25 protein-coding genes are annotated in these 23,017 nt (G+C 51.2%); 6 read left to right on the top strand and 19 right to left on the bottom strand.

Going from position 1 to position 23,017, the window contains the following annotated elements; genetic code table 11:
- Nucleotides 1-84: 84 nt before the first annotated feature.
- From proX to GUC46_RS05310, 8 genes are all read right to left on the bottom strand, one after another.
- Complete coding sequence (gene proX / locus GUC46_RS05275) at nt 85-1,080, bottom strand: glycine betaine/L-proline ABC transporter substrate-binding protein ProX (RefSeq protein WP_043017315.1); 996 nt, start codon at nt 1,078-1,080, stop codon at nt 85-87.
- Between the two features lie 67 nt (nt 1,081-1,147).
- Entirely contained in the window at nt 1,148-2,212 is a 1,065-nt protein-coding gene (gene proW, locus GUC46_RS05280; RefSeq protein WP_003037285.1) for a glycine betaine/L-proline ABC transporter permease ProW, read from the bottom strand.
- On the bottom strand, nt 2,205-3,407 hold the full coding sequence (gene proV / locus GUC46_RS05285; RefSeq protein WP_003037282.1) for a glycine betaine/L-proline ABC transporter ATP-binding protein ProV: 1,203 nt from the start codon (nt 3,405-3,407) through the stop codon (nt 2,205-2,207). The genes proW and proV overlap by 8 nt, the downstream gene beginning before the upstream one ends.
- Nucleotides 3,408-3,761: 354 nt before the next feature.
- On the bottom strand, nt 3,762-4,721 hold the full coding sequence (gene nrdF, locus GUC46_RS05290; protein WP_016150870.1) for a class 1b ribonucleoside-diphosphate reductase subunit beta: 960 nt from the start codon (nt 4,719-4,721) through the stop codon (nt 3,762-3,764).
- 10 nt (nt 4,722-4,731) lie between these two features.
- Nucleotides 4,732-6,876, bottom strand: a complete 2,145-nt coding sequence (gene nrdE / locus GUC46_RS05295) for a class 1b ribonucleoside-diphosphate reductase subunit alpha (protein WP_160179873.1) — start codon at nt 6,874-6,876, stop codon at nt 4,732-4,734.
- Complete coding sequence (gene nrdI / locus GUC46_RS05300; RefSeq protein ID WP_003037273.1) at nt 6,849-7,259, bottom strand: class Ib ribonucleoside-diphosphate reductase assembly flavoprotein NrdI; 411 nt, start codon at nt 7,257-7,259, stop codon at nt 6,849-6,851. Before nrdI ends, nrdE begins: the two co-directional genes overlap by 28 nt.
- Nucleotides 7,256-7,501 carry a glutaredoxin-like protein NrdH gene (nrdH, locus tag GUC46_RS05305; protein ID WP_003037270.1) on the bottom strand — a complete coding sequence of 82 codons (246 nt, stop codon included), beginning with the start codon at nt 7,499-7,501 and terminating at the stop codon, nt 7,256-7,258. The genes nrdI and nrdH overlap by 4 nt, the downstream gene beginning before the upstream one ends.
- Nucleotides 7,502-7,781: 280 nt before the next feature.
- Nucleotides 7,782-8,213 carry a carboxymuconolactone decarboxylase family protein gene (locus GUC46_RS05310; RefSeq protein ID WP_003037267.1) on the bottom strand — a complete coding sequence of 144 codons (432 nt, stop codon included), beginning with the start codon at nt 8,211-8,213 and terminating at the stop codon, nt 7,782-7,784.
- 90 nt (nt 8,214-8,303) lie between these two features.
- Between GUC46_RS05310 and GUC46_RS05315 the strand changes: the two genes are divergently transcribed.
- Nucleotides 8,304-9,638 (top strand): PLP-dependent aminotransferase family protein, encoded by a 1,335-nt coding sequence (locus GUC46_RS05315; RefSeq protein WP_071698756.1) that lies wholly within the window; start codon nt 8,304-8,306, stop codon nt 9,636-9,638.
- A gap of 248 nt (nt 9,639-9,886) precedes the next feature.
- The gene (locus tag GUC46_RS05320) at nt 9,887-10,237 is read left to right on the top strand and encodes a DUF2002 family protein (protein WP_044699663.1); all 351 of its coding nucleotides are present in this window, start codon (nt 9,887-9,889) and stop codon (nt 10,235-10,237) included.
- 36 nt (nt 10,238-10,273) lie between these two features.
- Here GUC46_RS05320 and alaE read toward each other — a convergent pair whose 3' ends face one another.
- The gene (gene alaE / locus GUC46_RS05325; protein WP_003037259.1) at nt 10,274-10,723 is read right to left on the bottom strand and encodes an L-alanine exporter AlaE; all 450 of its coding nucleotides are present in this window, start codon (nt 10,721-10,723) and stop codon (nt 10,274-10,276) included.
- A gap of 557 nt (nt 10,724-11,280) precedes the next feature.
- Here alaE and stpA point away from each other — a divergent pair.
- Entirely contained in the window at nt 11,281-11,682 is a 402-nt protein-coding gene (gene stpA / locus GUC46_RS05330) for a DNA-binding protein StpA (RefSeq protein ID WP_003839690.1), read from the top strand.
- A 36-nt stretch (nt 11,683-11,718) separates the two neighbouring features.
- Here the strand turns inward: stpA and GUC46_RS05335 are convergent, their stop codons facing one another.
- The 3 genes from GUC46_RS05335 to GUC46_RS05345 form a co-directional block, all read right to left on the bottom strand.
- Entirely contained in the window at nt 11,719-11,898 is a 180-nt protein-coding gene (locus GUC46_RS05335; RefSeq protein WP_003037253.1) for a hypothetical protein, read from the bottom strand.
- Between the two features lie 90 nt (nt 11,899-11,988).
- Nucleotides 11,989-12,516, bottom strand: a complete 528-nt coding sequence (locus GUC46_RS05340) for a rhodanese family protein (RefSeq protein ID WP_160179875.1) — start codon at nt 12,514-12,516, stop codon at nt 11,989-11,991.
- 9 nt (nt 12,517-12,525) lie between these two features.
- Nucleotides 12,526-12,825 carry a helix-turn-helix transcriptional regulator gene (locus GUC46_RS05345; RefSeq protein ID WP_003037247.1) on the bottom strand — a complete coding sequence of 100 codons (300 nt, stop codon included), beginning with the start codon at nt 12,823-12,825 and terminating at the stop codon, nt 12,526-12,528.
- 184 nt (nt 12,826-13,009) lie between these two features.
- Between GUC46_RS05345 and GUC46_RS05350 the strand changes: the two genes are divergently transcribed.
- Together GUC46_RS05350 and lysM are read left to right on the top strand one after the other, a co-directional pair.
- The gene (locus GUC46_RS05350; protein WP_032949882.1) at nt 13,010-13,168 is read left to right on the top strand and encodes a YqaE/Pmp3 family membrane protein; all 159 of its coding nucleotides are present in this window, start codon (nt 13,010-13,012) and stop codon (nt 13,166-13,168) included.
- A 95-nt stretch (nt 13,169-13,263) separates the two neighbouring features.
- Entirely contained in the window at nt 13,264-13,713 is a 450-nt protein-coding gene (gene lysM, locus GUC46_RS05355) for a peptidoglycan-binding protein LysM (RefSeq protein ID WP_003037241.1), read from the top strand.
- A 12-nt stretch (nt 13,714-13,725) separates the two neighbouring features.
- Here lysM and csiR read toward each other — a convergent pair whose 3' ends face one another.
- From csiR to GUC46_RS05390, 7 genes are all read right to left on the bottom strand, one after another.
- Nucleotides 13,726-14,412 carry a DNA-binding transcriptional regulator CsiR gene (gene csiR / locus GUC46_RS05360; RefSeq protein ID WP_003037236.1) on the bottom strand — a complete coding sequence of 229 codons (687 nt, stop codon included), beginning with the start codon at nt 14,410-14,412 and terminating at the stop codon, nt 13,726-13,728.
- Nucleotides 14,413-14,457: 45 nt separating this feature from the next.
- Nucleotides 14,458-15,858: a GABA permease gene (gene gabP / locus GUC46_RS05365; protein ID WP_003839698.1), complete on the bottom strand. Its 1,401-nt coding sequence runs from the start codon at nt 15,856-15,858 to the stop codon at nt 14,458-14,460.
- 142 nt (nt 15,859-16,000) lie between these two features.
- A complete protein-coding gene (gene gabT / locus GUC46_RS05370; protein ID WP_003839700.1) occupies nt 16,001-17,284 on the bottom strand; it encodes a 4-aminobutyrate--2-oxoglutarate transaminase in 1,284 nt (427 codons plus the stop codon).
- A 25-nt stretch (nt 17,285-17,309) separates the two neighbouring features.
- The gene (gene gabD / locus GUC46_RS05375) at nt 17,310-18,758 is read right to left on the bottom strand and encodes an NADP-dependent succinate-semialdehyde dehydrogenase (RefSeq protein WP_049002293.1); all 1,449 of its coding nucleotides are present in this window, start codon (nt 18,756-18,758) and stop codon (nt 17,310-17,312) included.
- Between the two features lie 23 nt (nt 18,759-18,781).
- The gene (gene lhgO, locus GUC46_RS05380) at nt 18,782-20,050 is read right to left on the bottom strand and encodes an L-2-hydroxyglutarate oxidase (RefSeq protein WP_130715435.1); all 1,269 of its coding nucleotides are present in this window, start codon (nt 20,048-20,050) and stop codon (nt 18,782-18,784) included.
- Between the two features lie 19 nt (nt 20,051-20,069).
- Entirely contained in the window at nt 20,070-21,047 is a 978-nt protein-coding gene (glaH, locus tag GUC46_RS05385) for a glutarate dioxygenase GlaH (RefSeq protein ID WP_003839704.1), read from the bottom strand.
- Nucleotides 21,048-21,341: 294 nt separating this feature from the next.
- Nucleotides 21,342-21,686: a PapB/FocB family fimbrial expression transcriptional regulator gene (locus GUC46_RS05390; RefSeq protein WP_160179877.1), complete on the bottom strand. Its 345-nt coding sequence runs from the start codon at nt 21,684-21,686 to the stop codon at nt 21,342-21,344.
- Between the two features lie 654 nt (nt 21,687-22,340).
- On the opposite strand from GUC46_RS05390, the gene GUC46_RS05395 reads away from it, so the two are divergent.
- A complete protein-coding gene (locus GUC46_RS05395) occupies nt 22,341-23,015 on the top strand; it encodes a hypothetical protein (RefSeq protein WP_130715436.1) in 675 nt (224 codons plus the stop codon).
- Nucleotides 23,016-23,017: the final 2 nt, after the last annotated feature.

Genomic DNA, 23,017 nt, shown 5'->3' on the forward strand with positions numbered 1-23,017 from the left:
CCGGATAAGGCGCATCGCGCCACCATCCGGCATTTATGCGGTTACTGGCCTGATGGCAATACGCTCATCAGGCCTGTGAGTGGGTTATTTCTGCGCGGCCAGCGCTTCGTTCACCCAGCCGTCAAACTGCTGCTGGTGGGCTTTGATCCAGCCGTCAACGTGACCCTGCACGTCGGCTTCAGACGCTTTCCCGTCGTGCATCATTGCGTTCTGCGCGTTGATATCCGCCAGCGGCAGCTTCATGATGGCAAACAGTTTCGCCGCAGCCGGGTTTTTCTCTGCCCAGGCTTTATTGGCGACAATATGCATCGTGTTCACCGGGAAGCCGTAGTTGGCGCCGTTTGGCAGCTTGGTATCAATATCTTTCTGCTCGCCTGGCAGGGAAGAGAACGGCACCTGCAGCCAGACCACATCTTTACCCGGCTTCATTACGTCGCTGACCCAGTACGGTGTCCAGGTGTAGTAAAGAATGGGTTTACCTTCTTTGAAGCGGGTAATGGTGTCAGCCATCATCGCTGCATAGTTACCGTGGCTGACTTCGACGGTTTTTTCCAAATCGAAAGCTTTGTTCTGGTGGTTGATTACTGCTTCACAACCCCAGCCCGGTGAACAGCCCATCATATCGGCTTTTCCGTCACCGTTGGTGTCAAAGATTTTGGCGATCTTCGGATCTTTTAACTGGGCGATATTGGTGATTTTGTACTGCTCAGCGGTTTTTTTGTCGATCAGATAACCCTGTGCGGCACCCGTAACGAATACCCCCTCGCGATAAAACTTTTTGTCTCCGCCCGCCGCGGCGTACATATCATCATGCAGCGGCTGCCAGTTCACGGCGGTAAAAGTTGCATCGCCAGAGGCAATGGAGGTATAGCCGACGTTGTAGTCAACTTCGCTGGTTTTGTTAACGGTGTAACCCAGTTTCTCCAGCGCACGGGCGACTAACTGCGTCTGGAAGGATTCTTCAGAGATAGTGCTCTGGATTGGCTGTACGGTGATGCCTTTGCCCGGCAGGTCGGCAGCGAAAGTGCTGGTGGAGACAAGGGTGGCAAACGCTGTGGCAATAATAATTTTCTGTCGCATCGTTGTTCCTTAATTATTGGAGGGACGTGTTGGCCCGGTATGCATGCGCCACCGGGCAACGGGTGAATTACTTCGTGAAAGGGCGAGTGATAAGCCCAACGGGACCAGTGGTGTACCAGCGACGGTTGCCACGGCTACGCGAATCGCGACCAACGGCCTGTGTCAGGCGATCCAGAATGATGGCGAGGATCACAATCCCAACTCCGCCGACGGTGGCAAGCCCCATATCCAGACGACCAATTCCGCGCAGAACCATCTGACCCAGCCCGCCCACGGCAATCATCGACGCGATGACGACCATTGAGAGCGCCAGCATCAGCGTCTGGTTAACCCCAGCCATAATGGTGGGCATTGCCAGCGGGAGCTGCACTTTAAACAGCATCTGACGCGGGCTGGCACCAAACGAACGCGAGGCTTCAATCAGATCGGCTGGCACCTGGTTAATCCCCAGAATAGTCAGACGTACGATTGGCGGCAGGGCGAAGATAATCGTCACTACTACGCCCGGGACGTTACCAATACCGAACAACATGACAATCGGCACCAGATAGACAAACGCGGGTGTGGTTTGCATGGCGTCCAGCAGCGGGCGAACAATTTTTGCTGCCCGTGGACTGCGCGCCAACCAGATCCCCATCGGCAGACCGATCACCACGCAGAACAGCAACGCGGTCAACACCAGCGCCAGGGTTATCATGGCCTGCGACCACGCGCCGATGGCACCGATGGCAATCAAGGAAATCAGCGTAGCAACGCCCATCCCAACACCGGAAATCTGCCAGGCAATCAGCGCGAACAGGATAATCGCCACCGGGGCTGGCATACCTAACAGCAGCTGTTGAAAACCGTTGAGAATGTAATCCACCGGGACACGAATGCCCTGGAAGACCGGACGGAAATGGGTAACGACCCAGTCGATCCCCTCTGTGACCCAGCTGTCCAGTGGGATCAGCGTTTTATGGAACGGATCCATAATATTGAAATGCTCTGGTGCCGGCGCGGGGGCGCTGGTCAGCCAGTCCGCGCCACCGCCGTCAGTGGGCGCACCGGATGGCGTGCTCCAGGCATCGGCAGTTTGTGCGGCGCTGTCGGCCGCTGGTGTGGTATCCCACGGATTAGTTTGATCAGCCATTGTTTACCCCCTCACGATCTAAAGCCTGTAACAGCATGCGTTTTGAAATGACGCCCACATACTGCTGTTCCTCATCAACAACCGGCACCGCGCACGGGGCCTGGCCGACATGAGAAAGCAACTCGCTGAGAGGAGTTTGTGCATCTACGGCTAACGGCTCATCGATCAATGCCGCTTCAATACCTTGCGCCTGACTTAACGCTGTTTTTAAGGAGTCGATTGAAACAACGCCAACGAATTTATTGCCGCGTTCGATCACGTAACCATATTCGCGATCTTTGTCCTGCAATAATTGCAGCGCCGAACGTGGACCCACCCCGGGCGTTTTACGAATTAAACCTTCGGGGCTACGGCGTGAAATATCTTTCGCACTGAAGACCTGGCTAATATCAACGCCACGGAAGAAGGTGCGTACATAATCATTGGCTGGATTATTCAGGATTTCATCCGGCGTGCCGACCTGGACCACTTCACCGTTTTGCATAATGGCAATTCTGTCGCCAATACGCATAGCTTCGTCGAGATCATGCGATATAAAGACCACGGTGCGCTGATGCTTCGCCTGTAGTTTTACCAGTTCATCCTGCATCTCAGTACGAATTAATGGATCGAGGGCTGAGAAGGCCTCATCCATTAATAAGATATCAGGGTTAATGGCTAATGCGCGGGCGAGGCCTACACGCTGGCGCATACCCCCGGAAAGTTCATCCGGGTATCCATGAGCATAATTCTCCAGACCAACCTGACGTAGCGCATCTAACGCTTTTTCACGACGTTCATCCGCACCAACACCGGCTAATTCCATGCCGAATGCCGTATTGTCCAGCACCGTCATGTGCGGCATCAGGGCAAAGGACTGGAACACCATCGCAATCTTTTTTCTGCGCACCTCGCGAAGCTCAGCATCGGATATCCGGGCGATGTCTACGCCGTCAATCAATACCTGCCCGCGGGTGGGTTCAATCAGGCGATTGAGAAGGCGTACCATTGTGGATTTACCCGAACCGGATAATCCCATGATGACAAATATCTCGCCTTCTTCAATGGCCAGACTGGCGTTCTTAACGCCAAGCGATAGCCCCGTTTTATCCAGAATCTGCTCTTTTGAAAGTCCTTTTTCAATATATTTGAAGGCTCTCTGCGGATGCTCTCCAAATATCTTATAGAGATTTTTAACTTCTAATTTAATTGCCATGCAATAGAATGATTCCTGTTATTTGTTTATATCGATATATTACCTGATGGAAATAGTGACCTTTTTCTACCCTAACATACTGAGAATCTGAGACAACCCTGAATTTGGTTGTGGCATGAATATTGCCAAAGGCCAGGTGGCGGGACTTCCCGTGATATAAGGGCTGAGCGCGAATGTGAGCGGCTTAATATTTTTTGTAAATGGCAATGAAAAGTCGCCTGAATTGCTGGAATGCAGGCGAATAATGCGTCTGATATTGAGTGTAGATCACACAATTATATTTGCACGACAAAAGTGTGATCCTGTTAAAATATTTCCGCGAAAAATGTACGGTATTTCCCGTGAAAATGAGTGCTAGAAATTCCAGTCGTCATCTTCGGTTTCGACCGCTTTTCCCATCACATAGGATGAACCGGAACCCGAGAAAAAATCGTGGTTTTCGTCAGCGTTGGGCGACAGCGCGGCAAGGATTGCCGGGTTAACCTCCGCCATTTCAGGCGGAAATAGCGCCTCATATCCCAAATTCATTAATGCCTTATTGGCGTTGTAACAAAGGAAGGCTTTGACGTCATCCACCCAGCCGGTCTCTGCATACAATTCTTCCGTATAACGCGCTTCGTTATCATACAATTCCATCAACAGGTCAAAGGCAAAATGCTTTAACTCTTCGCGTGCTGATTCGGAAATATGCTCCAGACCTTTTTGATATTTATAACCAATGTAATACCCATGAACCGCTTCATCACGAATGATCAGACGAATGAGATCGGCGGTATTGGTCAGTTTACCTCGACTGGAGAAATACATCGGTAACCAGAAGCCAGAATAGAACAGGAAGGATTCCAGAAACACGCTGGCTATTTTTTTCTTCAACGGTTCGTCGCTGGCGTAATGCGCCAAAACGATCTGCGCCTTGCGCTGGAGTGGGGTATTTTCTTCACTCCAGGCGTAAGCTGCATCCACATCTTTGGTCTGGCAAAGGGTGGAGAAAATAGAGCTATAGGAACGGGCGTGCACCGCCTCCATAAAGCTGATATTCGACAGCACCGCCTCTTCATGCGGCGTTAACGAATCAGTCATTAACGCTGGTGCTCCGGCAACATTCTGAATGGTGTCGAGCAGCGTCAGCCCGGTAAAAACGCGGATTGTTAGCTGCTGTTCGGCTGCGTTCAACGTTTGCCAGGCCGGAATGTCATTGGAGAGCGGGACCTTTTCCGGGAGCCAGAAGTTACTGGTCAGACGGTTCCATACCTCAAGATCTTTATCATCCTCAATCTTGTTCCAGTTGATGGCGCTCACGCGGGATAATGTCATTTTCTCCTCCTTACAGCGCGCATGACACGCAGCCTTCGATTTCGGTGCCTTCCAGCGCCAGCTGGCGTAGTCGGATGTAGTACAGGGATTTGATGCCCTTACGCCAGGCGTAAATCTGCGCTTTGTTGATATCGCGCGTGGTGGCGGTATCGGGGAAAAAGAGCGTCAGTGAAAGCCCTTGGTCGACATGCCGCGTTGCTTCAGCGTAAGTATCAATGATTTTTTGTGGACCGATCTCGTAGGCATCCTGATACAATGCCAGATTCTCATTGGTCATAAACGGGGCAGGGTAGTAAACGCGCCCGGTTTTGCCCTCTTTGCGAATCTCCACTTTCGACACGATCGGGTGAATGCTTGACGTGGCATGGTTGATGTAGGAGATAGAACCGGTGGGCGGAACCGCCTGTAAATTCTGGTTATAAATACCGTAGCGCATCACATCTTCACGCAGTTGCGCCCACATCTCGCGCGTCGGCAGCGTAATGCCGCTGGCGGCAAACAGTGTGCGGACCTTGTCAGTTTTTGGCTGCCAGTCGCCCTGCAGATACTGGTTAAAATACTCGCCGCTGGCGTAGCGTGACTGTTTGAATCCGGCAAAGGTTTGACCCCGCTCGCGAGCGATCTTCATTGACGTATTCAGCGCATGCCATGTGATGGTGTAGAAATAGAGATTGGTGAAATCCAGCCCTTCCGGCGAGCCGTAGGCGATCCCTTCCCGCGCCAGATACCCGTGCAGATTCATCTGCCCAAGACCAATCGCGTGCGACGCGCTGTTCCCGGCGTCGATCGAAGGCACGCTGCGGATGTGGCTCATGTCCGAAACGGCGGTTAAGCCGCGAACCGCCGTTTCCACGGTACGACCAAAATCGGGTGAATCCATGGTATGGGCAATGTTCAAGGAGCCGAGATTGCAGGAGATATCGTGCCCGATCTGCGCGTAATTGAGATTTTCATCGTAGGTGGAGGCACTGTTAACCTGCAAAATCTCCGAGCACAGGTTGCTCATATTGATCCGACCGGCAATCGGATTGGCGCGATTCACCGTATCTTCAAACATGATGTAGGGATAACCAGACTCAAACTGGATCTCGGCCAGCCGCTGGAAGAATTCGCGGGCGTTAATGTATTTTTTGCGCACGCGTTCGTCGGCCACCAATTCGTCATACCGCTCACTCACGGCGATATCACCGAACGGTTTGCCGTAAATCCGTTCCACGTCATAAGGTGAGAACAGCGCCATCCGGGCATTTTCTTTCGCCAGTCGAAAGGTAACATCCGGGATCACCACGCCAAGCGAGAGCGTTTTGATACGGATTTTCTCGTCGGCGTTTTCGCGCTTAGTATCGAGAAAACGTAAAATATCCGGATGGTGTGCGTGCAGATACACCGCGCCTGCGCCCTGACGTGCCCCGAGTTGATTCGCATAAGAAAACGCATCTTCCAGCATTTTCATTACCGGGATCACCCCAGAGGACTGGTTCTCAATGCGTTTAATGGGCGCACCTGCCTCGCGCAGGTTGGAGAGCAAAAATGCCACGCCGCCGCCGCGTTTGGAGAGCTGAAGTGCGGAGTTGACCGCCCGACCAATAGACTCCATGTTGTCTTCAATACGCAACAGGAAGCAGGAGACCAGCTCACCGCGTTGCTGTTTACCGCAGTTTAAAAAGGTTGGTGTGGCGGGTTGAAAGCGCCCGGAGAGCATTTCATCGGTCAGTTGCATCGCGAGTGCTTCATCGCCCTGCGCCAGCGTGAGTGCCACCATCGTTACCCGATCCTCAAAGTCTTCGAGATAGCGCTTACCGTCGAACGTTTTCAACGTATAGCTGGTGTAGAACTTCCATGCGCCGAGGAACGTCTGGAAACGGAATCCGCTGGCGTGGGCGTAGGTGAATAGCTTCAGCACGAACGCGCGATCGTAGCGGGCTAACACGCTGGCATCGTAATAGCCTTCATCCACCAACGTTTCCAGGCGCTCCTGCTGGCTGGCAAACGCCACCGAGTTGGGGCGGACGTGTGCGGCAAAGAAAGCCTCCACCGCCTGATGGTCTTTATCGAACTGAATGTGCCCGGCTTTATCATACAGATTCAGCATGGCGTTCAGGGCGTGATAATCCAGCGTTGGCTGCATTACACGTTCTGCGGTTGTCGTTGCCAAAATTCGCTCACTCCTTTTCGAACGTTGTCGATATCGCTTTGGGTGCCCATCAGCTCAAAGCGATAGAGCCACGGCACGCCGCATTTTTGTGAGATGACATCACCCGCGCGACCGTAGGCGTCACCGAAATTACGATTGCCGGAGGCGATCACTCCACGGATTAACGCCCGGTTGTGCGTATCGTTTAAAAAGCGGATCACCTGTCTTGGGACCGCGCCAGCAGTGCCGCCGCCGCCGTAGGACGGCACGATTAATATGTAAGGTTCGTCTACCCGGATCGGCTCGCGTTCGTTAAGCGGAATGCGGATGGCAGGCAGCCCCAGACGCTGCATAAAGCGGTGCGTATTTTCGGAGCTGCTGGAGAAGTAGACGAGCTGACTCATGCGCTGGCCACACGGTGTTCCGGATGCAGACGGTTGATCATGTCCGGGCGAAACCCTGACCAACTGGTTTCACCCGCGACTACGACCGGTAACTGGCGAAACCCTTGATCGCGCAGGTTATCAGCCAAATCGGGCTGTAAATCGACGTTTACCATCTCAAAGTCAAAACCACGACTTTCCATTGCCCGTTTGGTGGCATGGCACTGAACACAGTTATTGCGAGTGTAAATAATAATACGCATGATTCGTATTTCCATTTAAAAATAAAAGATCGGCGCGATAGAGGGCGTCGGGTTGTGTGTGTCCTGATAGGAAAGATACTAGATGTAGTTTTAAAAATATTCAACCATACAAGATATGGGAATTTTAGATTGGTGATGGGCTGGGTGATGGGCGTGGCTGGGGAAGTGATATGTTCCATCGCAGGTTACCGGATGGCGGCGCGTCGCGTCTAATCCGGCCTACAGGAAAGCACTTCCCAGGCCGGATAAGGCGTTTATGCCGCCATCCGGCAGCGCAGAATCACATGCGCATCCCCACCGCCAGGCGGTTAAAGCAGTTCATCAGGCTAATGGCAAATGTCAGGTCGCTAATCTCTTTCGCGCTGAAATGGTCGAGCAGCGGCAGATAAACGTCATCTTCGGCGTGACTAGTGGCAATTTGAGTGACCGATTCGGCCCACGCCAGCGCCGCACGTTCCTGCTCGCTGAAGTGGTGACTCACCCGCCAGCCTGCCAGCGCATCCAGTTTGGCCTGCGCAACTCCGGATTTGCGCAGTGCTTTACTGTGCATTTCCAGACAAAAGGCGCAGCCGTTGATTTGCGAGACCCGCAGGTAAATCAGTTCCGTCAGCGTAGGTTCCAGCGCGCAGTTTTCCAGCGCTTTGCTTGCCTGAACCAGAGCGTTATAGATTTCAGGGCTGAGTTCATAATAGGGCTGGCGTAACATGGTCATGGTATTTCTCCTCGTTTGGATGACCCGCAATGTAGCACTATAATGGACTGCTACAGAGAGCCATATTTTTGCAAAAAAAGCAGACCATAAATGCCGCGCTATCAGCAAATCGCCCGTCAGTTAAAAAACGCAATTGAGAAAGGTGAACTCAAGCCCGGTACCAGATTGCCCTCCAGTCGGACCTGGGCCCAGGAGCTGGGAGTATCACGCTCGACGGTGGAAAATGCCTATGCAGAGCTGGTGGCGCAGGGCTGGCTCGCGCGGCGTGGACAGGCAGGAACGTTTGTCAGTGAGCAACTGCAACCAGAAAGGGCGTCTGCATCTCCTGCCATCTTTGCCGGAGAAAATCCCAGACCGCAAACTTTTCAGATGGGATTACCCGCACTCGATCTTTTTCCGCGCGAAGTCTGGGCGCGGGTGATGGGACGGCGTTTGCGCACCCAAACGCGTTTTGATCTGGCGGTGGGCGATGTGTGTGGCGAGCGGGCGTTACGTCAGGCGATTGTGGATTACCTGCGGGTCTCACGCAGCATTGAATGCCAGCCAGAGCAGATTTTTATCACTTCAGGCTATGCGGCATCAATGACGTTAATCCTGCGCGCTCTGGCGCATCCCGGAGAGGGAATGTGGGTCGAAGATCCCGGCTTTCCGCTGATTCGGCCTGTGGTGGCTCAAGAACGCATTGAGTTGAAGCCGGTAGCGGTGGATGCCGATGGTCTGGATGTCAGCGCCGGGATCCGCGACTACCCGCAGGCACGTTTTGTACTGCTCACTCCCGCACATCAAAGCCCACTGGGGGTAGCACTGTCTTTAGACCGTCGCCACCAGTTGCTGGAGTGGGCGACTCGTGCGCAGGCGTGGGTAATCGAAGATGACTATGACAGTGAATTTCGTTACCACGGTAAGCCGTTGCCGCCGCTAAAAAGTCTGGATGCGCCCCAGCGGGTGATTTATGCCGGAACGTTCAGCAAATCGATGTTCCCGGCTTTGCGTACGGCATGGCTGGTGGTGCCCCTGACCCAGGTTGAACACTTTCGCCAACAAGCGGCGCTAACGGCCTGTAGCGTCCCGGTTCTATGGCAGCAAACGCTGGCGGATTTTATGCGAGGCGGCCACTTCTGGCGACACTTAAAACGTATGCGACAACATTATGCCGAACGACGACAATGGATGGAAAACGCCCTGACCGAACAAGGATTTAGCGTCATTCCTCAGGAAGGTGGGATTCAACTGGTGATGAGTGTGGACGGAGATGATGTTGCGCTGGTGCGCAAAGCGAATCAGGCCGGGTTAGCTGTTCAGGCGTTAAGCCGCTGGCGAATAACGTCAGAAGGAAAGGGGGGAATATTGCTGTCATTTACCAATATCAGCTCGGCGGAAATGGCGCAACAGGCGGCGTACCAACTGCGGATGGCGCTGACATAAATCTATACCCGTCATACTTCAAGTTGCATGTGCGTTGGCTGCGTTCGTTCACCCCAGTCACTTACTTTAGTAAGCTCCTGGGGATTCGCTCCCTTGCCGCCTTCCTGCAACTCGAATTATTTAGGGTATATAAGGTTCTTACGATATGCGTCCCACCGTCGCCACTCGTTTATGGACTTTTCTGAAAGCGTTGCTAATGCTGAATCAGGTAAGGTAAGCCCGCAGTAAAAGATAACGAGGAAAATAATATGTATTTACGACCTGATGAGGTGGCGCGCGTACTTGAAAAAGTGGGCTTTACCGTTGATGTAGTGACGCAAAAAACGTACGGCTATCGTCGTGGCGAAAATTATGTGTACGTTAACCGTGAAGCACGCATGGGACGTACCGCATTAATTATCCATCCCACGCTAAAAGAGCGCAGCTCTTCGCTGGCAGAACCGGCGACGGATATTAAAACCTGCGATCATTATCAGCAATTCCCGCTGTATTTAGCCGGAGATACTCATGAGCATTATGGTATTCCGCATGGCTTTAGCTCGCGTATTGCGCTTGAGCGTTATCTGAGCGGGTTGTTTGGCGACGTTAATTCTAACTAATAACGCGACTGGCAGTGCCAGTCGCAAAGAAGCGTGTCAGGCTTTAGCCTGATGATAGCTGCTGACCTTAAACAAGCGGCGGCAATAATCAAGAAAGTAGCCATAGACAGCGCCCATCAGCATTGATACCACGATGTTCGAACTTACTGCAGCCGTAATCTGGTGCCAGTCCGCGCCAACCGTCAGCAGAATAATCACATACACCGGCGACTGGAAGGTGACATAAGCCAGCACATCCGCCAGATTTTTTGCCCATCCTGCCTGCGTGGCTTTACGCGCCGCGCGCATGAACAAATCACGGTACATGCCGTATGGCCACGCGATCAGTATGTTGACAGGGATAGCGACTAATCTGGAATACAGCGACTGTTCGAAGCTCATTCCAGAAAGGAATATTTCGATCAACATGTTCACGACAGAACAATAAACAACCATCGCGAACGTGTCTGCTACTGCATGACGCAAGCGTGACTGCGGAGAGAACATGTTAATGCTCCTTGTAAAAAGGGGGAAAAAGGTTTTGAATACTTTAACTGCTAGTGATTTGTCTTGCCGCTTTCGCGTTTTAATAGGATATCTGCCTGGATAATAACTAGCAACTAGCTTAAAATTTTTATTTATTGTCTTTTTGTCGATAAAATGCTCTGCAATGGTTTGTTTTTTGTTCGTTTTGGTGTTTTCGTTGCTGTGTTAATTAAAATTCTTTTAGATCAAAGAGTTATTTTTGCTTGTTTTTCTGAATTTTTTGCGCTCCTTTTCTGAATGTTGACTGATGTGCAATATGTATACTCGTTGGTTCCACGCGATGCTGTTGCCTGTTTCTTAAGTGACGCACTGAGATACCTTGCAGGTATATTCAAAGCTGCAATCAGGGTAATAGAATATATTGTCTGCGCGATAGCAGAATGGATGCTATAAATATCAGAGTTGGCTATTTGTTTAATGACCTGTGAATAAATTAGACTGGAAATATAATAATCAGTTGCATACAATATTTAGCGTAATACCGTTTTTATGTTTTACGTTAAAGAGGTTTTGTTAATATGAGTTCAATGTTAAAAAACTTAAATAATATCCGCTCGCTGCGTGCAATGGCTCGTGAATTTTCCGTTGATGTACTGGAAGATATGCTTGAAAAATTCAGGGTAGTGACCAAAGAACGGCGCGATGAAGAAGAACAGCTACAGCGCCAACGCGCAGAACAGCAGGCAAAAATTAATGCCTTGCTGGCGCAGATGCAGGCAGACGGGATTAGCCCGGAGGAGCTGCTGAGCATAACACCGGCTACGACACGTTCAGTTAAAAAACGCCAACCGCGCCCGGCGAAATATCGTTTTATCGATCTCAATGGTGAAACGAAAACATGGACCGGGCAAGGTCGCACACCGAAGCCAATTGCCCAGGCGCTGGCTACTGGTAAATCTCTTGATGACTTTTTGATCTAATTACGAAGGCGGTGAGGAGATCCTCACCGCTTATTTTCAGCAAACGCCGAAATCACCCTCTTCGGTATATCGCGTGACATCAGCTGCTTTCAGCGTGAATTTATCACCGTTTTCATTACTGGCTTGTACCGCCACAATTTGATCGTCATTGACTTCAACAACCTTCAGTTTTGGACCGCCCATACGCGGTTGAACCAGATCGCCAGGTTTAAACATATTGTTGCGCTCCTTTATTTATCATTTATCGCAGAACTCACCATAGATCACGTCAACCGGCGGGTACAGTGCTGTTTCAATGATTACCGCTTAATGAGTACGTCGGTTCCAGGGCATTTTGTCCAGCAGACGCGCCATGCCGCAAAAGCCGGTCACGCCAGCGAGAATCAGCCCGGCCCCGACAAAACCGCTCAGCAGGAAGAAAGCACTGCTGACGGCGTAACCCAGAATAACACCGAGTAAGGCAAGGCTACCCGCGGCTATCTGCACCTGACGCATCAGCGGTAACGGTTGTGAACTGTCTTTCGCCACCGGCAACCCTGCGGCTTTCCAGCCGTCAATTCCACCTTCCAGCAGCCAGACCTGCGCGGGCGCAGCAATGGCGCTCAGTTTTGTTGCCGCATTTTGTGTACGTTTGCCTGACTGGCAGTGAAAAATCACCTGCTCGGCGCGTAAATTCGCAGGCAGCGATCCCTGTTCAAGCGCGGGCAACGGTGCCAGATGAGCCTCAGGAATATGCTCGTGCAGATACTCGTCAGCGTCGCGGATATCAATCAGTTTTGCACCTTGCGCGATCAGTGTCTGCGCCTTGCGCGGGGAAATCGTCCCAATAGTCATGATGGCTCCTTATGGGCAATACAGTGTTTTTAATGTGGCGATCAGCGAATTCACAGCCGCATTTTTAATGGAGTAGAGGATGCGCTGGGCATCGCGCTGGCTTTCTATCAGACCTTCTTCACGCATACGCGCCAGATGCTGGGAAGTGGCGGAAGGGCTAAGGCCGGTAACACGGGCTAACTCGCCTGCGCTGGTACCGGGTGAACCGCAGAGCATGCACAAAATCAGCAACCGTTTCGGGTTACTCATCGCTTTTAGCAGGGCGGCAGCTTGTTCTGCGCTGGCCTGGAGTTGTTCAAGTTCAGTCATATGTATTTAAGCATGATCTAAATTAAGCATATTCTAAAATAAACAACCAACGTACGCCAGCGTAAAGAGCGTAAAGGAGGGTAAAACAGCCGCGGAATGCTGGCAGAGTTGGGGAGAATGGCTACTCTTAGAGATAAAATCTCTTTTTAAACAATGATTAATTTTTTGCTTGTAGGGAGTGTGTATGGGTTTCTGGAGAATCGTTTTTACTATTATTCTGCCCCCGCTTGGCGTGCTGCTGGGGAAGGGGCTCGGCTGGGCATTTATCCTCAATATCGTTCTGACGCTGCTGGGCTACATCCCTGGTTTGATCCATGCCTTCTGGATACAGACGCGTAATTAATTCCTTTCAACTACGGCGCTTTGGCGCCGTTTTCTTTGGCCCCCTTTCTCCTCTGCTACACTTTTGGGTGTTAATTGTTAATTACCGAGGTGGATATGGGACTCTTCAATTTTGTAAAAGATGCGGGTGAAAAACTGTGGGATGCGGTCACTGGAAACCATGACACAGCCGATCTGGCAAAAAAAGTGCAGGAACACCTGAACAAAACTGGCATCCCTGATGCGGATAAAGTGGACGTGCAAATTAACGAAGGCAAAGCCACTGTTTCTGGTGATGGATTAAGTCAGGAGGCGAAAGAAAAAATTCTGATCGCGATTGGTAATATCTCCGGTATTGCCAGCGTAGATGATCAGGTTAAAACCTCTGCGCCCGCGAGCGAAAGCCAGTTTTATACCGTGAAATCAGGGGATACCCTGAGCGCTATTGCTAAACAGGTTTACGGTAATGCCAACCTGTATAACCAGATATTTGAAGCGAATAAACCAATGCTGAAAAGTCCGGATAAAATCTATCCTGGGCAGGTGTTACGTATTCCGGAGCAGTAATATTATTCAGGCTTATTCCGTCAGCAATTTACCGGACATCGCCTGTTGAATAATCGGAATCGGCGTCAGCAGGTGCTGGCGCATTAATTCGCTGGCGCGCGCGGCATCGCGTGCAAGAATTGCTTCGGTCAACGTTTGGTGCTGATCGTGTTTGTCTTCCAGCATCTCCACCGACAGCACCGTTTTTCGCAGCCAGATAAACCGGTAGCGCGCCGCCAAATCGAACAGTCGTTCGCGCATTTGCAGCAGATATTGTGAACCACAGCCAGCGACAATCGCCGAGTGAAACGCCTGATGGCGCTGATCCCACTCGTCGAGCATCTGTTCGCTGGCATCAATGGCTTCAAGCTTACTAAGCATATGCGCGCGCGCCAGAATTTCAGCTTCCCAGGCATCGTCGCCGCGTTCAATGGCCAGCGCGACCAGCATGGCTTCCATATTGGCGCGGGCATCGAAAATATCGAGCAACTCCTGCTCTGACATCGGGGCAACACGATACCCTTTCTGATTTACTACCGTCACCAACCGCTCGGCAACTAACTGCGAAAGCGCTTCGCGTAGCGGTCCCACGCCAAGCTCATAGCGTGAGGTCAGCAGGCTCATACGCAGTTTTTCATCAGGCTGATACACACCGCGGATGATGTCGTTCTTCAGCCAGCGGTATCCATCAATGGCCGTCGGTTGGGGAATGGCGGTCATGGTCATACTCCTGAAAGGATTTCCCGGCCTGCGCCGGGAACAGGTTTAATGCGTATTTTGCAATGGTGCTTTTTGCCACGATAGCAGTTTTTTCCAGCGTGACATAATGGGCACGGTGCAAATAATTCCTATGGCTAACAATCCGGTAGAGATAACTTCCAGCTGTTGTGCCGGGCGAAACAGCATGACCACCAGCACAAAGATAATAAATGCGATGACCAGCCAGGTAAGCCACGGATAGAGCCACATTTTCAGTTTAATTTCGCCGCCTCGCGCTAGCAGGATTTTACGCATCCGCAGTTGAGAAACGGCAATGACCAGATAGACCAGCAGTGCGATGGCACCGGAACTGTCGATCAGGAATTTAAACACCTTGGCCGGGGCGTAATAGTTGACGATGACGGTGAGGAATGCGGCACCGGTAGACAGCAACACCGCCACATAAGGCGTTTTACTGCGGTTCGTTTTACCCATAAAAGCGGGGGCATCGCCACGTCGGCTCAGGGAGTAGAGCATACGCGAGGACGTATACAGCGCGGAGTTGAGACAGCTAGTCACCGACAGCAAAATGACGCAATCCATGATCAGTTTCGCGTGCGGGATATGCAGTAGCTCCAGTACCGAGCGGTAAGAACCGACTTCTTTCAGTCCCGGCATGTTCCACGGGATCAGCGCCACCACCACAAAAATAGAGCACAGATAGAAGATGGAGATACGCCAGATAACCGAGTTGGTGGCGCGAACGATATGTTTATCCGGGGTATCGGATTCGGCGGCGGCGATGGTAACTATCTCTGCGCCCATAAAGGAGAACATAGTGATTAACATTGCGCTGATCACGGCGCCAAAACCGTTGGGCATAAAGCCGCCCTGATCCCACAGGCGCGAAACCCCGCTGACATCGGCATAAGGGTAGAAACCGCTAATCGCCGCTGCGCCGAGGGTTATAAACGCCAGAATGGCAATCACTTTGCACAGCGCCAGCCAGAACTCGAACTCACCGTAATTTTTGACGCTCAGTAAATTACTGCCGGTTAATGCCAGCGTGATAACCAGAGAAAACAGCCAGATAGGAATGCCAGGCACCCAGGAGTGAAGAATGATGGCGGCGATATTCGCCTCCAGCGGGATAACCAACACCCAGAACCACCAGTACAACCAGCCGATGGTGTAACCCGCCCACGGGCCAATGGCCTTATCGGCGTAAGTGGAAAAAGAACCGGTATCCGGTGTGGCGACGGCCATTTCGGCCAACATGCGCATAATCATCACCACCAGCAATCCGGCGAACAGATAGGCTAATAATACTGCGGGACCGGCTTCTGCAATCGCCACGCTTGAACCGACAAACAGACTTGCGCCGATTACCCCGGCAATAGACAGCATGGTGACGTGGCGTGATTTCAGCCCGCCCCCTAAATCATGTGATTGTGACACTTGCCCCATCTTTAAACCTCTCGAAAGTATTTCACTTGGGAGAGCACCCCGGCATTCCCGCGCCGGGGCACGCGTATTATTGTTATTGACCCTGTTTGCCGGATGGCGGCTCCGCCTTATCCGGCTTAAAACTCCCCGTTTTGATACGGGTTTAACCCTGCTTTGCCTCGGCAAAACACTGGGCGATAATGTCCAGCCCCTGGCGGATTTGCGCATCTTCAATAGTCAGCGGGACAAGAATGCGCAGCACGTTGTAGTAAGGTCCGCAGGAGAGCAGGATTAGCCCTTTATCGCGGGCACGAGCGACGATTTCAGCTGTCAGTTTGGCATCGGGCTTCGTGCGATCGCCGTCTTCGAACAGTTCGATAGCAATCATCGCGCCCAGCCCGCGTACGTCGCCAATCTCGCGGTGGGTTTCCGCGATAGCCAACAGGCCTTCACGCAGGGTTTGCCCCAGCTCGTTGGCTTTTTGCAGCAGATTTTCCTGCTCGAAAATGTTTAGTACCGCCAGCGCAGCGGCACAGGCAATTGGGTTACCTGCATAGGTACCGCCCAGACCGCCTGGTGGAATAGCGTCCATGACGTCGGCGCGTCCGGTCACGCCTGCCAGCGGGAAGCCTCCGGCGATGGATTTAGCGAAGGTGGTGAGATCGGGCGCAACGCCCATCTGCTCCATTGCAAACAGCGTACCGGTGCGGCCCGCACCGCTCTGTACTTCATCAGCAATCAGCATGATCCCGTGTTCGTCACAAATAGCGCGCAGACGTTGCATAAAAGCAGGGGAAGCGGCGTAAAAACCACCTTCGCCCTGGACGGGTTCAATTACGATGGCGGCGACGTCTTCTGGCGCGGCATCGTTTTTGAAAATGCGGTGAATGCTGGCGATAGCATCGTCGTCACTGATGCCGTGCAGCGGGCAAGGATAAAGCGCGCGATACACGTGGCCCGGCATCAGCCCCATTCCGGCAGAGTATGGGTTCACTTTCCCGGTCAGTGACAAGGTGTAGTGGGTACGGCCGTGGTAAGCACCGCTGAAGGCGATTGTGCCGGTGCGTTTGGTGGCGGCGCGGGCGATTTTCACCGCATTTTCTACCGCTTCAGAACCGGTGGTCACCAGCAGGGTTTTCTTGGCGAAATCACCCGGCACTTTCTTATTCATGATTTCGCACAGCTCCAGGTATGGCTCATAGGCCAGTACCTGGAAACAGGTATGGGACAGCTTTTTCAACTGCGCTTCTACCGCAGAGACGATCTGCGGGTGCAGGTGGCCGGTGTTCAACACTGCAATACCGCCAGCAAAGTCAAGGAATTCACGGCCTTCAACGTCCCAGACCCGACAGTTTTCTGCACGCTCGGCAAAAATAGGGTGGATCTGGCCTACGCCACGGGGAACGGCGTTGCTGCGACGTTGCATAAGTTCTTTGTTGGTGCTCATCAGGTGTTCTCCAGTATTTATTTTATTAAAGGCCGATGCACATATATTTGATTTCTAAGTAGTCTTCGATGCCGTATTTTGATCCTTCACGGCCAAGACCGGAGGCTTTGATTCCCCCAAACGGGGCGACTTCGTTGGAGATAATGCCGGTGTTAATCCCGACAATGCCGTATTCCAGCGCTTCGCCAACGCGGAAGACGCGGCTCAAATCACGGGCGTAGAAATAGGCTGCCAGACCAAACTCGGTGTCGTTGGCCTGAGCGATGACGTCGGCTTCGTCTTTAAAACGAAACAGCGGAGCCAATGGTCCGAACGTCTCTTCTTTGGCGACCTTCGCGTTGTCAGGCACATCTACCAGAATGGTGGGCTGGAAGAAGTTACCGCCGAGCGCATGAGGTTTACCGCCCGCGATAATGCGCGCGCCTTTATCCAGCGCATCGGCGATGTGTTCCTGCACTTTGGCAACCGCTTTATCGTCGATCAGCGGTCCGGTAGTGACGTCAGGTTGCAGACCATCGCCGAGATGCAGTTTGCTCACAGCCTGCTGAAGTTTTTCGGCAAAACGCTCATACACACCGTCCTGCACGTACAGGCGGTTGGCGCAGACGCAGGTTTGCCCGGCGTTACGGAATTTCGAGGCCAGCGCACCTTCCACGGCTTTATCAAGATCGGCATCGTCAAAGACGATAAACGGCGCATTGCCGCCCAGTTCCAGCGATACCTTTTTGATGTCTTTGGCGCACTGCTGCATTAACTGACGGCCAATTTCGGTTGAGCCGGTAAATGACAGTTTGCGCACCAGCGGGTTGCCGGTCAGCTCGTTACCGACCGCGCTCGCAGAACCGGTCACCACGCTGAAAACGCCAGCCGGGATCCCGGCGCGATTAGCCAGTTCTGCCAGTGCCAGTGCGGAGTAGGGGGTCTGGCTGGCGGGTTTAAGCACCATCGTACAGCCTGCCGCCAGCGCGGGACCGGCTTTACGGGTGATCATCGCTGAGGGAAAGTTCCACGGCGTAATCGCGGCGGTAACGCCGATCGGCTGCTTGATGACGATCAGACGCTTATCGGCCTGATGGCCAGGGATCGTATCGCCATAGATGCGTTTACCCTCTTCGGCAAACCACTCAATAAATGAGGCGGCATAGGTGATTTCGCCTTTGGCCTCCGCCAGCGGTTTACCCTGTTCCAGGGTCATCAGGCGGGCGAGATCGTCCTGATGCTCAATCATCAGGTTGAACCAGTGGCGCAGAATGTTGGCCCGCTCTTTGGCAGTCAGCGCACGCCAGGCCGGCAGAGCGCGGTTTGCGGCGTTAATCGCTTCGCGGGTTTCATCTGCCCCCATTTTAGGTACGCTACCCAATTTCTGACCGTTGGCGGGATTGGTCACCGCGATGGTCTCGCCGCTGTTGGCGTCACGCCAGTTGCCGTCGATCAATGCCTGCTGGCGAAATAAGGTTGGATCGTTAAGTTGCATGATTGCTTCCTGTCTTAATCGGTTTAACGGGTAAATGCGGCGTGTAATGTCTCCACGCTACGTGCCGCACGCAGCGTGCGTCCGGGATTACTCTGGTTCTCCAGCAGCGCATGAACTTTGCTGACAATATGTGCACCGATAGGGATTGCCGATGTTGCCGCCGGAGAAGGCGCGTTACAGGTGTGAATTGAGCGTGGCGTGATGACAAACAGAAAATCGTCGATAAGCTTGCCATCAGGTGATACCGCCTGTGCCCGCACCCCTGCAGGCCATGGTTGCAGATCCTTAAGCGTCAGGCTCGGACAGTACTTTTGTACCAGACGCAGATAACCGCTTTTGCACAGCGAATTCTTCATTTCGCCAAGCCCTGAGCGCAGGTTGTTTTGCAGCACGCGGCGAATACCAGAAGAGCCGAGGATCTCCAGCGTATCGCTGAGCGAGAAGTCACGCTTACGGTAGCCTTCACGTTTAAATGCCAGCACCGCGTTGGGGCCGACCGTGACGCTGCCGTCAATCATCCGGGTCAGATGAACACCGAGAAACGGCATTGCCGGGTCGGGGATGGGGTAGATCAGATGGTTAACTATCTGATTATGTTCTGGCGCCAGGCGGAAATATTCGCCACGGAACGGACAGATGATAAAGCCAGGTTCAACGCCGAGCATTTTCACCAGTCGGTCCGCCATCAGGCCAGAACAACTAATCAGCGTCGCGCCTTCATATTCCTGGCCCTGACGGGTATGGACAATCACGCCCGTAGCGTGCTCTTTCAGCGCGCTGACCTCGGCGTTGTAAATAATCTCACCGCCTTTGGCCTGGAAAATATTCGCCATCGCGGCGGTGACTTCACGGTAGCTGACGATCCCGCTCGACGGAACAAAAATGCCACCCAGACCGGTGATATTCGGTTCACGCTCTCGAAGCTCCTGCGCATTCAGCCAGTCGCGCTCCAAACCGTTAGCGGCGGTGCGATCCCATAGCGCGCGCATGCGCTCCATTTCCAGAGGGGAGGTGGCAACCAGCATTTTTCCGCAGACGTCGTAGCGGATGCCGTTTTGGTCGCAAAAGGCTTTTGTGGCGCGATTTCCGGCCAGGCAAAACTGCGCCTTCAGGCTGCCGGGAGTGTAATAGACCCCGGCATGAATGACGCCGCTGTTGTGGCCCGTCTGGTGACAGGCCGGGCCGGACTCTTTTTCCAACAGCGCAATTCTGGCGTCCGGATAGACATCAATCAGCTGCATGGCGGTCGACATACCGATAATGCCGCCGCCAATAATCACAAAATCATACATCCGCTTTTTTCCTTCGCGCTTACTGATGAGTCTGGTAGTGGTTTGTCGCGTAAGCGAAATAACCACGTTGGCGCATCAGTTCGCGGCGCAGGTCAGGATGCGAGGTGAAACGATCGCGACCGTGCAGCCAGAACAGGTTGTTGATCAGCAGGAATTTACCCACTGAAACCGGTACGGAAATAATACTTTTGCTGGTTTCCAGCGCGTCGGACAGGTCACTCAGCCAGACGCCTTCTTCATAGTCTTTTGGCTGGACGAACTGGTCGATGTAGCGCATCACCGGACGACCCTGCTGGTCAACGTCAAATACCGGATGGAACACTTCCTGGCTCACGTTTTTGCTTGGCGGCGCGGCAAAGCGCATAGGGCGACGCGCCAGCGGATGGGTGAAGTACTGATCCAGATGTTCCCAGTCGTCGAGGTGCAGCAGCAGCGAGTTACCGCCGGTCATGTTCTGCTCGTCAATCTTCATCATCAGCACGTAATCGGTGATTTCTTCGAGATAGGTTCCGTCGTTGTGCAATTCCATTACTCGGTGAGGCTGGCGCAGATAGCTGTCTGAGTTATCGACGTTTTTCACCACAAAACGTGCGTAATATTGACCGCTCATCGCATCAAAATTCGAGCGTCCGATTAGATGCGCTACCGCCGTCGCCAGCTTGACCATCTCTTCTGCCTGCGCCACATCATCCACGCCGACGGCATTGATCAGCAGTGCGCCTTCGGCACGATCGAGCAACGTTTTCAGCAGCAGAGGCTGCAACTGATTGCCGCACAGGTCGTCGAGGATCTTGCCCACTTTGAAGCGCAAGAAGGATTTGTATTCCAGCGCCTGCACCGGCCACTGCGCGACGGCCTGCAGAAATTGCTCAGTGGTTTCAGCGGAAAAAGTCAGCTCCAGCAGGCGTGGGGACTGGGCTGATGGTTTCAGCGTGAAACCGCTGTAGTGCTGGGCTGGATCTTCAGCGTTCGGTTTTACGGCAGTCAGTGCGTTCATCAAATCGTTCCTCTCAGTAGATTGTCAGGGAGATATGGCGCAGCTCGTTTCGTAGCCATAAATTAAAAATATCTACATTTTTGAAAAACGCGCACAGAATGAGCTTCTTTGTTTGTTATTTGTGATCAAAGGCAACAATTATTTAACATTGTAAACGGTGTGGATATCACGGGGTGAGGCGGGAAGGCGTCATACCAGCAGAGTTTTTGTCTATCTAACTTTTTGGATATTAATGAATTTTTTGAGTGGTGCCACGTGTTCCACGTGGCCAATTAGTCTTTTTCTTCTTCAGATTTATGGCGACTGCTTTGATTGCTCAGTTGCGCTATTGGCAGAGACCGAATACGACTGTGAATACTCGGCGTAGAAAGGGTAGATGGTAATAATATCGTCGCTAATACTCTGTAACTGACGCAGTTTAACTGAGAAGTAACTTAATGAAGTTTTATTCGCGTTGCAGGCATCTTTGCGTTTCTTCCCGACGACCAGGAAATCTTTTAGTGCTGCAATATTATTCCTGCTGTTGATGCGAGCGATTTTAATTAAAACATTGAAATGTTCTTGGCTGAGGCTTCCATTTGACAAAGAACGATAGCTACGTGGACGGCAGTGTGACTGAGAAGGATGGCGCTGTGACATAAAAGGATCCATGGCTTTGGTTTCAAAAGTTCATTTTTTGCCATAGAAAAATATAAAATTTAATAATTTGTAATAACTCTAATTTAATCTAAAATCCGTAAAAATCAATAATCTAATTTTATATAAATTTATATAAAAAATGATATATATAACGAGTTCATTATTGTGAAGCATGAGCGAATGATTAAGCGTTTATCGATCCTGGACGGCGATGTATAGAGTAGGTTTTCAAGTGTTTTTATGAAATTTTGCGGTGGTGATTATTTTCCTTTGGTTGATGAAATATATTGTTACATTTTAACTTGAGTTATGGATTATTCTTTGTTTAGCGATATATTTTATTAAATTTATATAACTTTTATTTGTAATAACGATACGTGCATTTTTATATCACAATTTTTTAACTGTTTTATTAACAATTTACTGTATATTTGTTAGGCTGAATAACAAAAAAAATAGCCACTTTTTTTCCATGTTTACACTTGGTCTTATTTTACTATCATAATACAAAGTTAAATATTGCTGGGATAGATGGATGATTAAATGAAGTATACTTTATCAGCAAAGATATTCATTAGTGCTCTGGCTGTAAGCACAGTTTTTATCGCATGCTTGCTTTCCTGGATTGTCACTTTGTAAATGTTGGGTGAAAAAATGAGCTCTAATGAAGAAATTGATTTATTAGATTTTATAAGGTATGCCTTTAATAAATATCTACTAATATCATTTATCGTGTTTTTCTGTATTGTAATAGGTGGCGTGTTTTGTTACATCAATAACGATAAGGTGACGTTAACACTTGATATTACACCGAAAGTTTACTCACCATTTTTTTACACTTCATGCAACGATGATGTTGAATGCCGTAATGAAATATTCAAAACATTATTGGTGTCCAGAGTTGATAGTCGCTTTAGTGTCAATGAAAATAAAAAAAGTAATACCCTGAATCTGAAAGCCTTGGTTTCCAGGAATGAAGCAAATGAAATTGAGAACTCACTGCTCTCTCTTAACGCCGCACTCAATGCATGGTATGCAGATGATGTCGACAACGTATTGCAGGAGTTAAATGCGCGGCACGCTGATAATAAATCAACAGAGACCCTATCGCGTGTCTATTTAATCACAGTGGCAACGAAACGTTATTTGGATAAGGGCGATATTGTTATTATATCAGAGCCGGTAGTGGTGGCTCGATACAATACTACTATGGTTCTTTTATTGTCAGCGCTTGTAGGACTTATTTTTTCTTTGTTATTGGTGATGTTAAGCTACCATAACCGTCAAGAAGAAAATAAATGTATAAATTGTCAGTTTAATATTAAGTAAAC

Origin of the sequence: Citrobacter sp. LUTT5, assembly GCF_009905315.1 — a bacterium.
Taxonomy (GTDB): Bacteria; Pseudomonadota; Gammaproteobacteria; order Enterobacterales; family Enterobacteriaceae; genus Citrobacter; species Citrobacter freundii.

Bases quoted from the DNA above. Each gene is read 5' to 3' on its own strand.
- GUC46_RS05310 (WP_003037267.1), bottom strand. From the start codon at position 8,213: ATGACCATGTTACGCCAGCCCTATTATGAACTCAGCCCTGAAATCTAT.
- GUC46_RS05390 (WP_160179877.1), bottom strand. From the start codon at position 21,686: ATGTCACAGCGCCATCCTTCTCAGTCACACTGCCGTCCACGTAGCTAT.
- GUC46_RS05315 (WP_071698756.1), top strand. From the start codon at position 8,304: ATGCCGCGCTATCAGCAAATCGCCCGTCAGTTAAAAAACGCAATTGAG.
- gabT (WP_003839700.1), bottom strand. From the start codon at position 17,284: ATGAGCACCAACAAAGAACTTATGCAACGTCGCAGCAACGCCGTTCCC.
- nrdH (WP_003037270.1), bottom strand. From the start codon at position 7,501: ATGCGTATTATTATTTACACTCGCAATAACTGTGTTCAGTGCCATGCC.
- GUC46_RS05395 (WP_130715436.1), top strand. From the start codon at position 22,341: ATGAGCTCTAATGAAGAAATTGATTTATTAGATTTTATAAGGTATGCC.
- nrdF (WP_016150870.1), bottom strand. From the start codon at position 4,721: ATGACATTATCCCGCGTGAGCGCCATCAACTGGAACAAGATTGAGGAT.
- GUC46_RS05320 (WP_044699663.1), top strand. From the start codon at position 9,887: ATGTATTTACGACCTGATGAGGTGGCGCGCGTACTTGAAAAAGTGGGC.
- GUC46_RS05350 (WP_032949882.1), top strand. From the start codon at position 13,010: ATGGGTTTCTGGAGAATCGTTTTTACTATTATTCTGCCCCCGCTTGGC.
- proV (WP_003037282.1), bottom strand. From the start codon at position 3,407: ATGGCAATTAAATTAGAAGTTAAAAATCTCTATAAGATATTTGGAGAG.
- GUC46_RS05345 (WP_003037247.1), bottom strand. From the start codon at position 12,825: ATGACTGAACTTGAACAACTCCAGGCCAGCGCAGAACAAGCTGCCGCC.
- lhgO (WP_130715435.1), bottom strand. From the start codon at position 20,050: ATGTATGATTTTGTGATTATTGGCGGCGGCATTATCGGTATGTCGACC.
- GUC46_RS05335 (WP_003037253.1), bottom strand. From the start codon at position 11,898: ATGTTTAAACCTGGCGATCTGGTTCAACCGCGTATGGGCGGTCCAAAA.
- stpA (WP_003839690.1), top strand. From the start codon at position 11,281: ATGAGTTCAATGTTAAAAAACTTAAATAATATCCGCTCGCTGCGTGCA.
- csiR (WP_003037236.1), bottom strand. From the start codon at position 14,412: ATGACCGCCATTCCCCAACCGACGGCCATTGATGGATACCGCTGGCTG.
- nrdI (WP_003037273.1), bottom strand. From the start codon at position 7,259: ATGAGTCAGCTCGTCTACTTCTCCAGCAGCTCCGAAAATACGCACCGC.
- GUC46_RS05340 (WP_160179875.1), bottom strand. From the start codon at position 12,516: ATGACTATTGGGACGATTTCCCCGCGCAAGGCGCAGACACTGATCGCG.
- alaE (WP_003037259.1), bottom strand. From the start codon at position 10,723: ATGTTCTCTCCGCAGTCACGCTTGCGTCATGCAGTAGCAGACACGTTC.
- lysM (WP_003037241.1), top strand. From the start codon at position 13,264: ATGGGACTCTTCAATTTTGTAAAAGATGCGGGTGAAAAACTGTGGGAT.
- proW (WP_003037285.1), bottom strand. From the start codon at position 2,212: ATGGCTGATCAAACTAATCCGTGGGATACCACACCAGCGGCCGACAGC.
- gabD (WP_049002293.1), bottom strand. From the start codon at position 18,758: ATGCAACTTAACGATCCAACCTTATTTCGCCAGCAGGCATTGATCGAC.
- proX (WP_043017315.1), bottom strand. From the start codon at position 1,080: ATGCGACAGAAAATTATTATTGCCACAGCGTTTGCCACCCTTGTCTCC.
- glaH (WP_003839704.1), bottom strand. From the start codon at position 21,047: ATGAACGCACTGACTGCCGTAAAACCGAACGCTGAAGATCCAGCCCAG.
- gabP (WP_003839698.1), bottom strand. From the start codon at position 15,858: ATGGGGCAAGTGTCACAATCACATGATTTAGGGGGCGGGCTGAAATCA.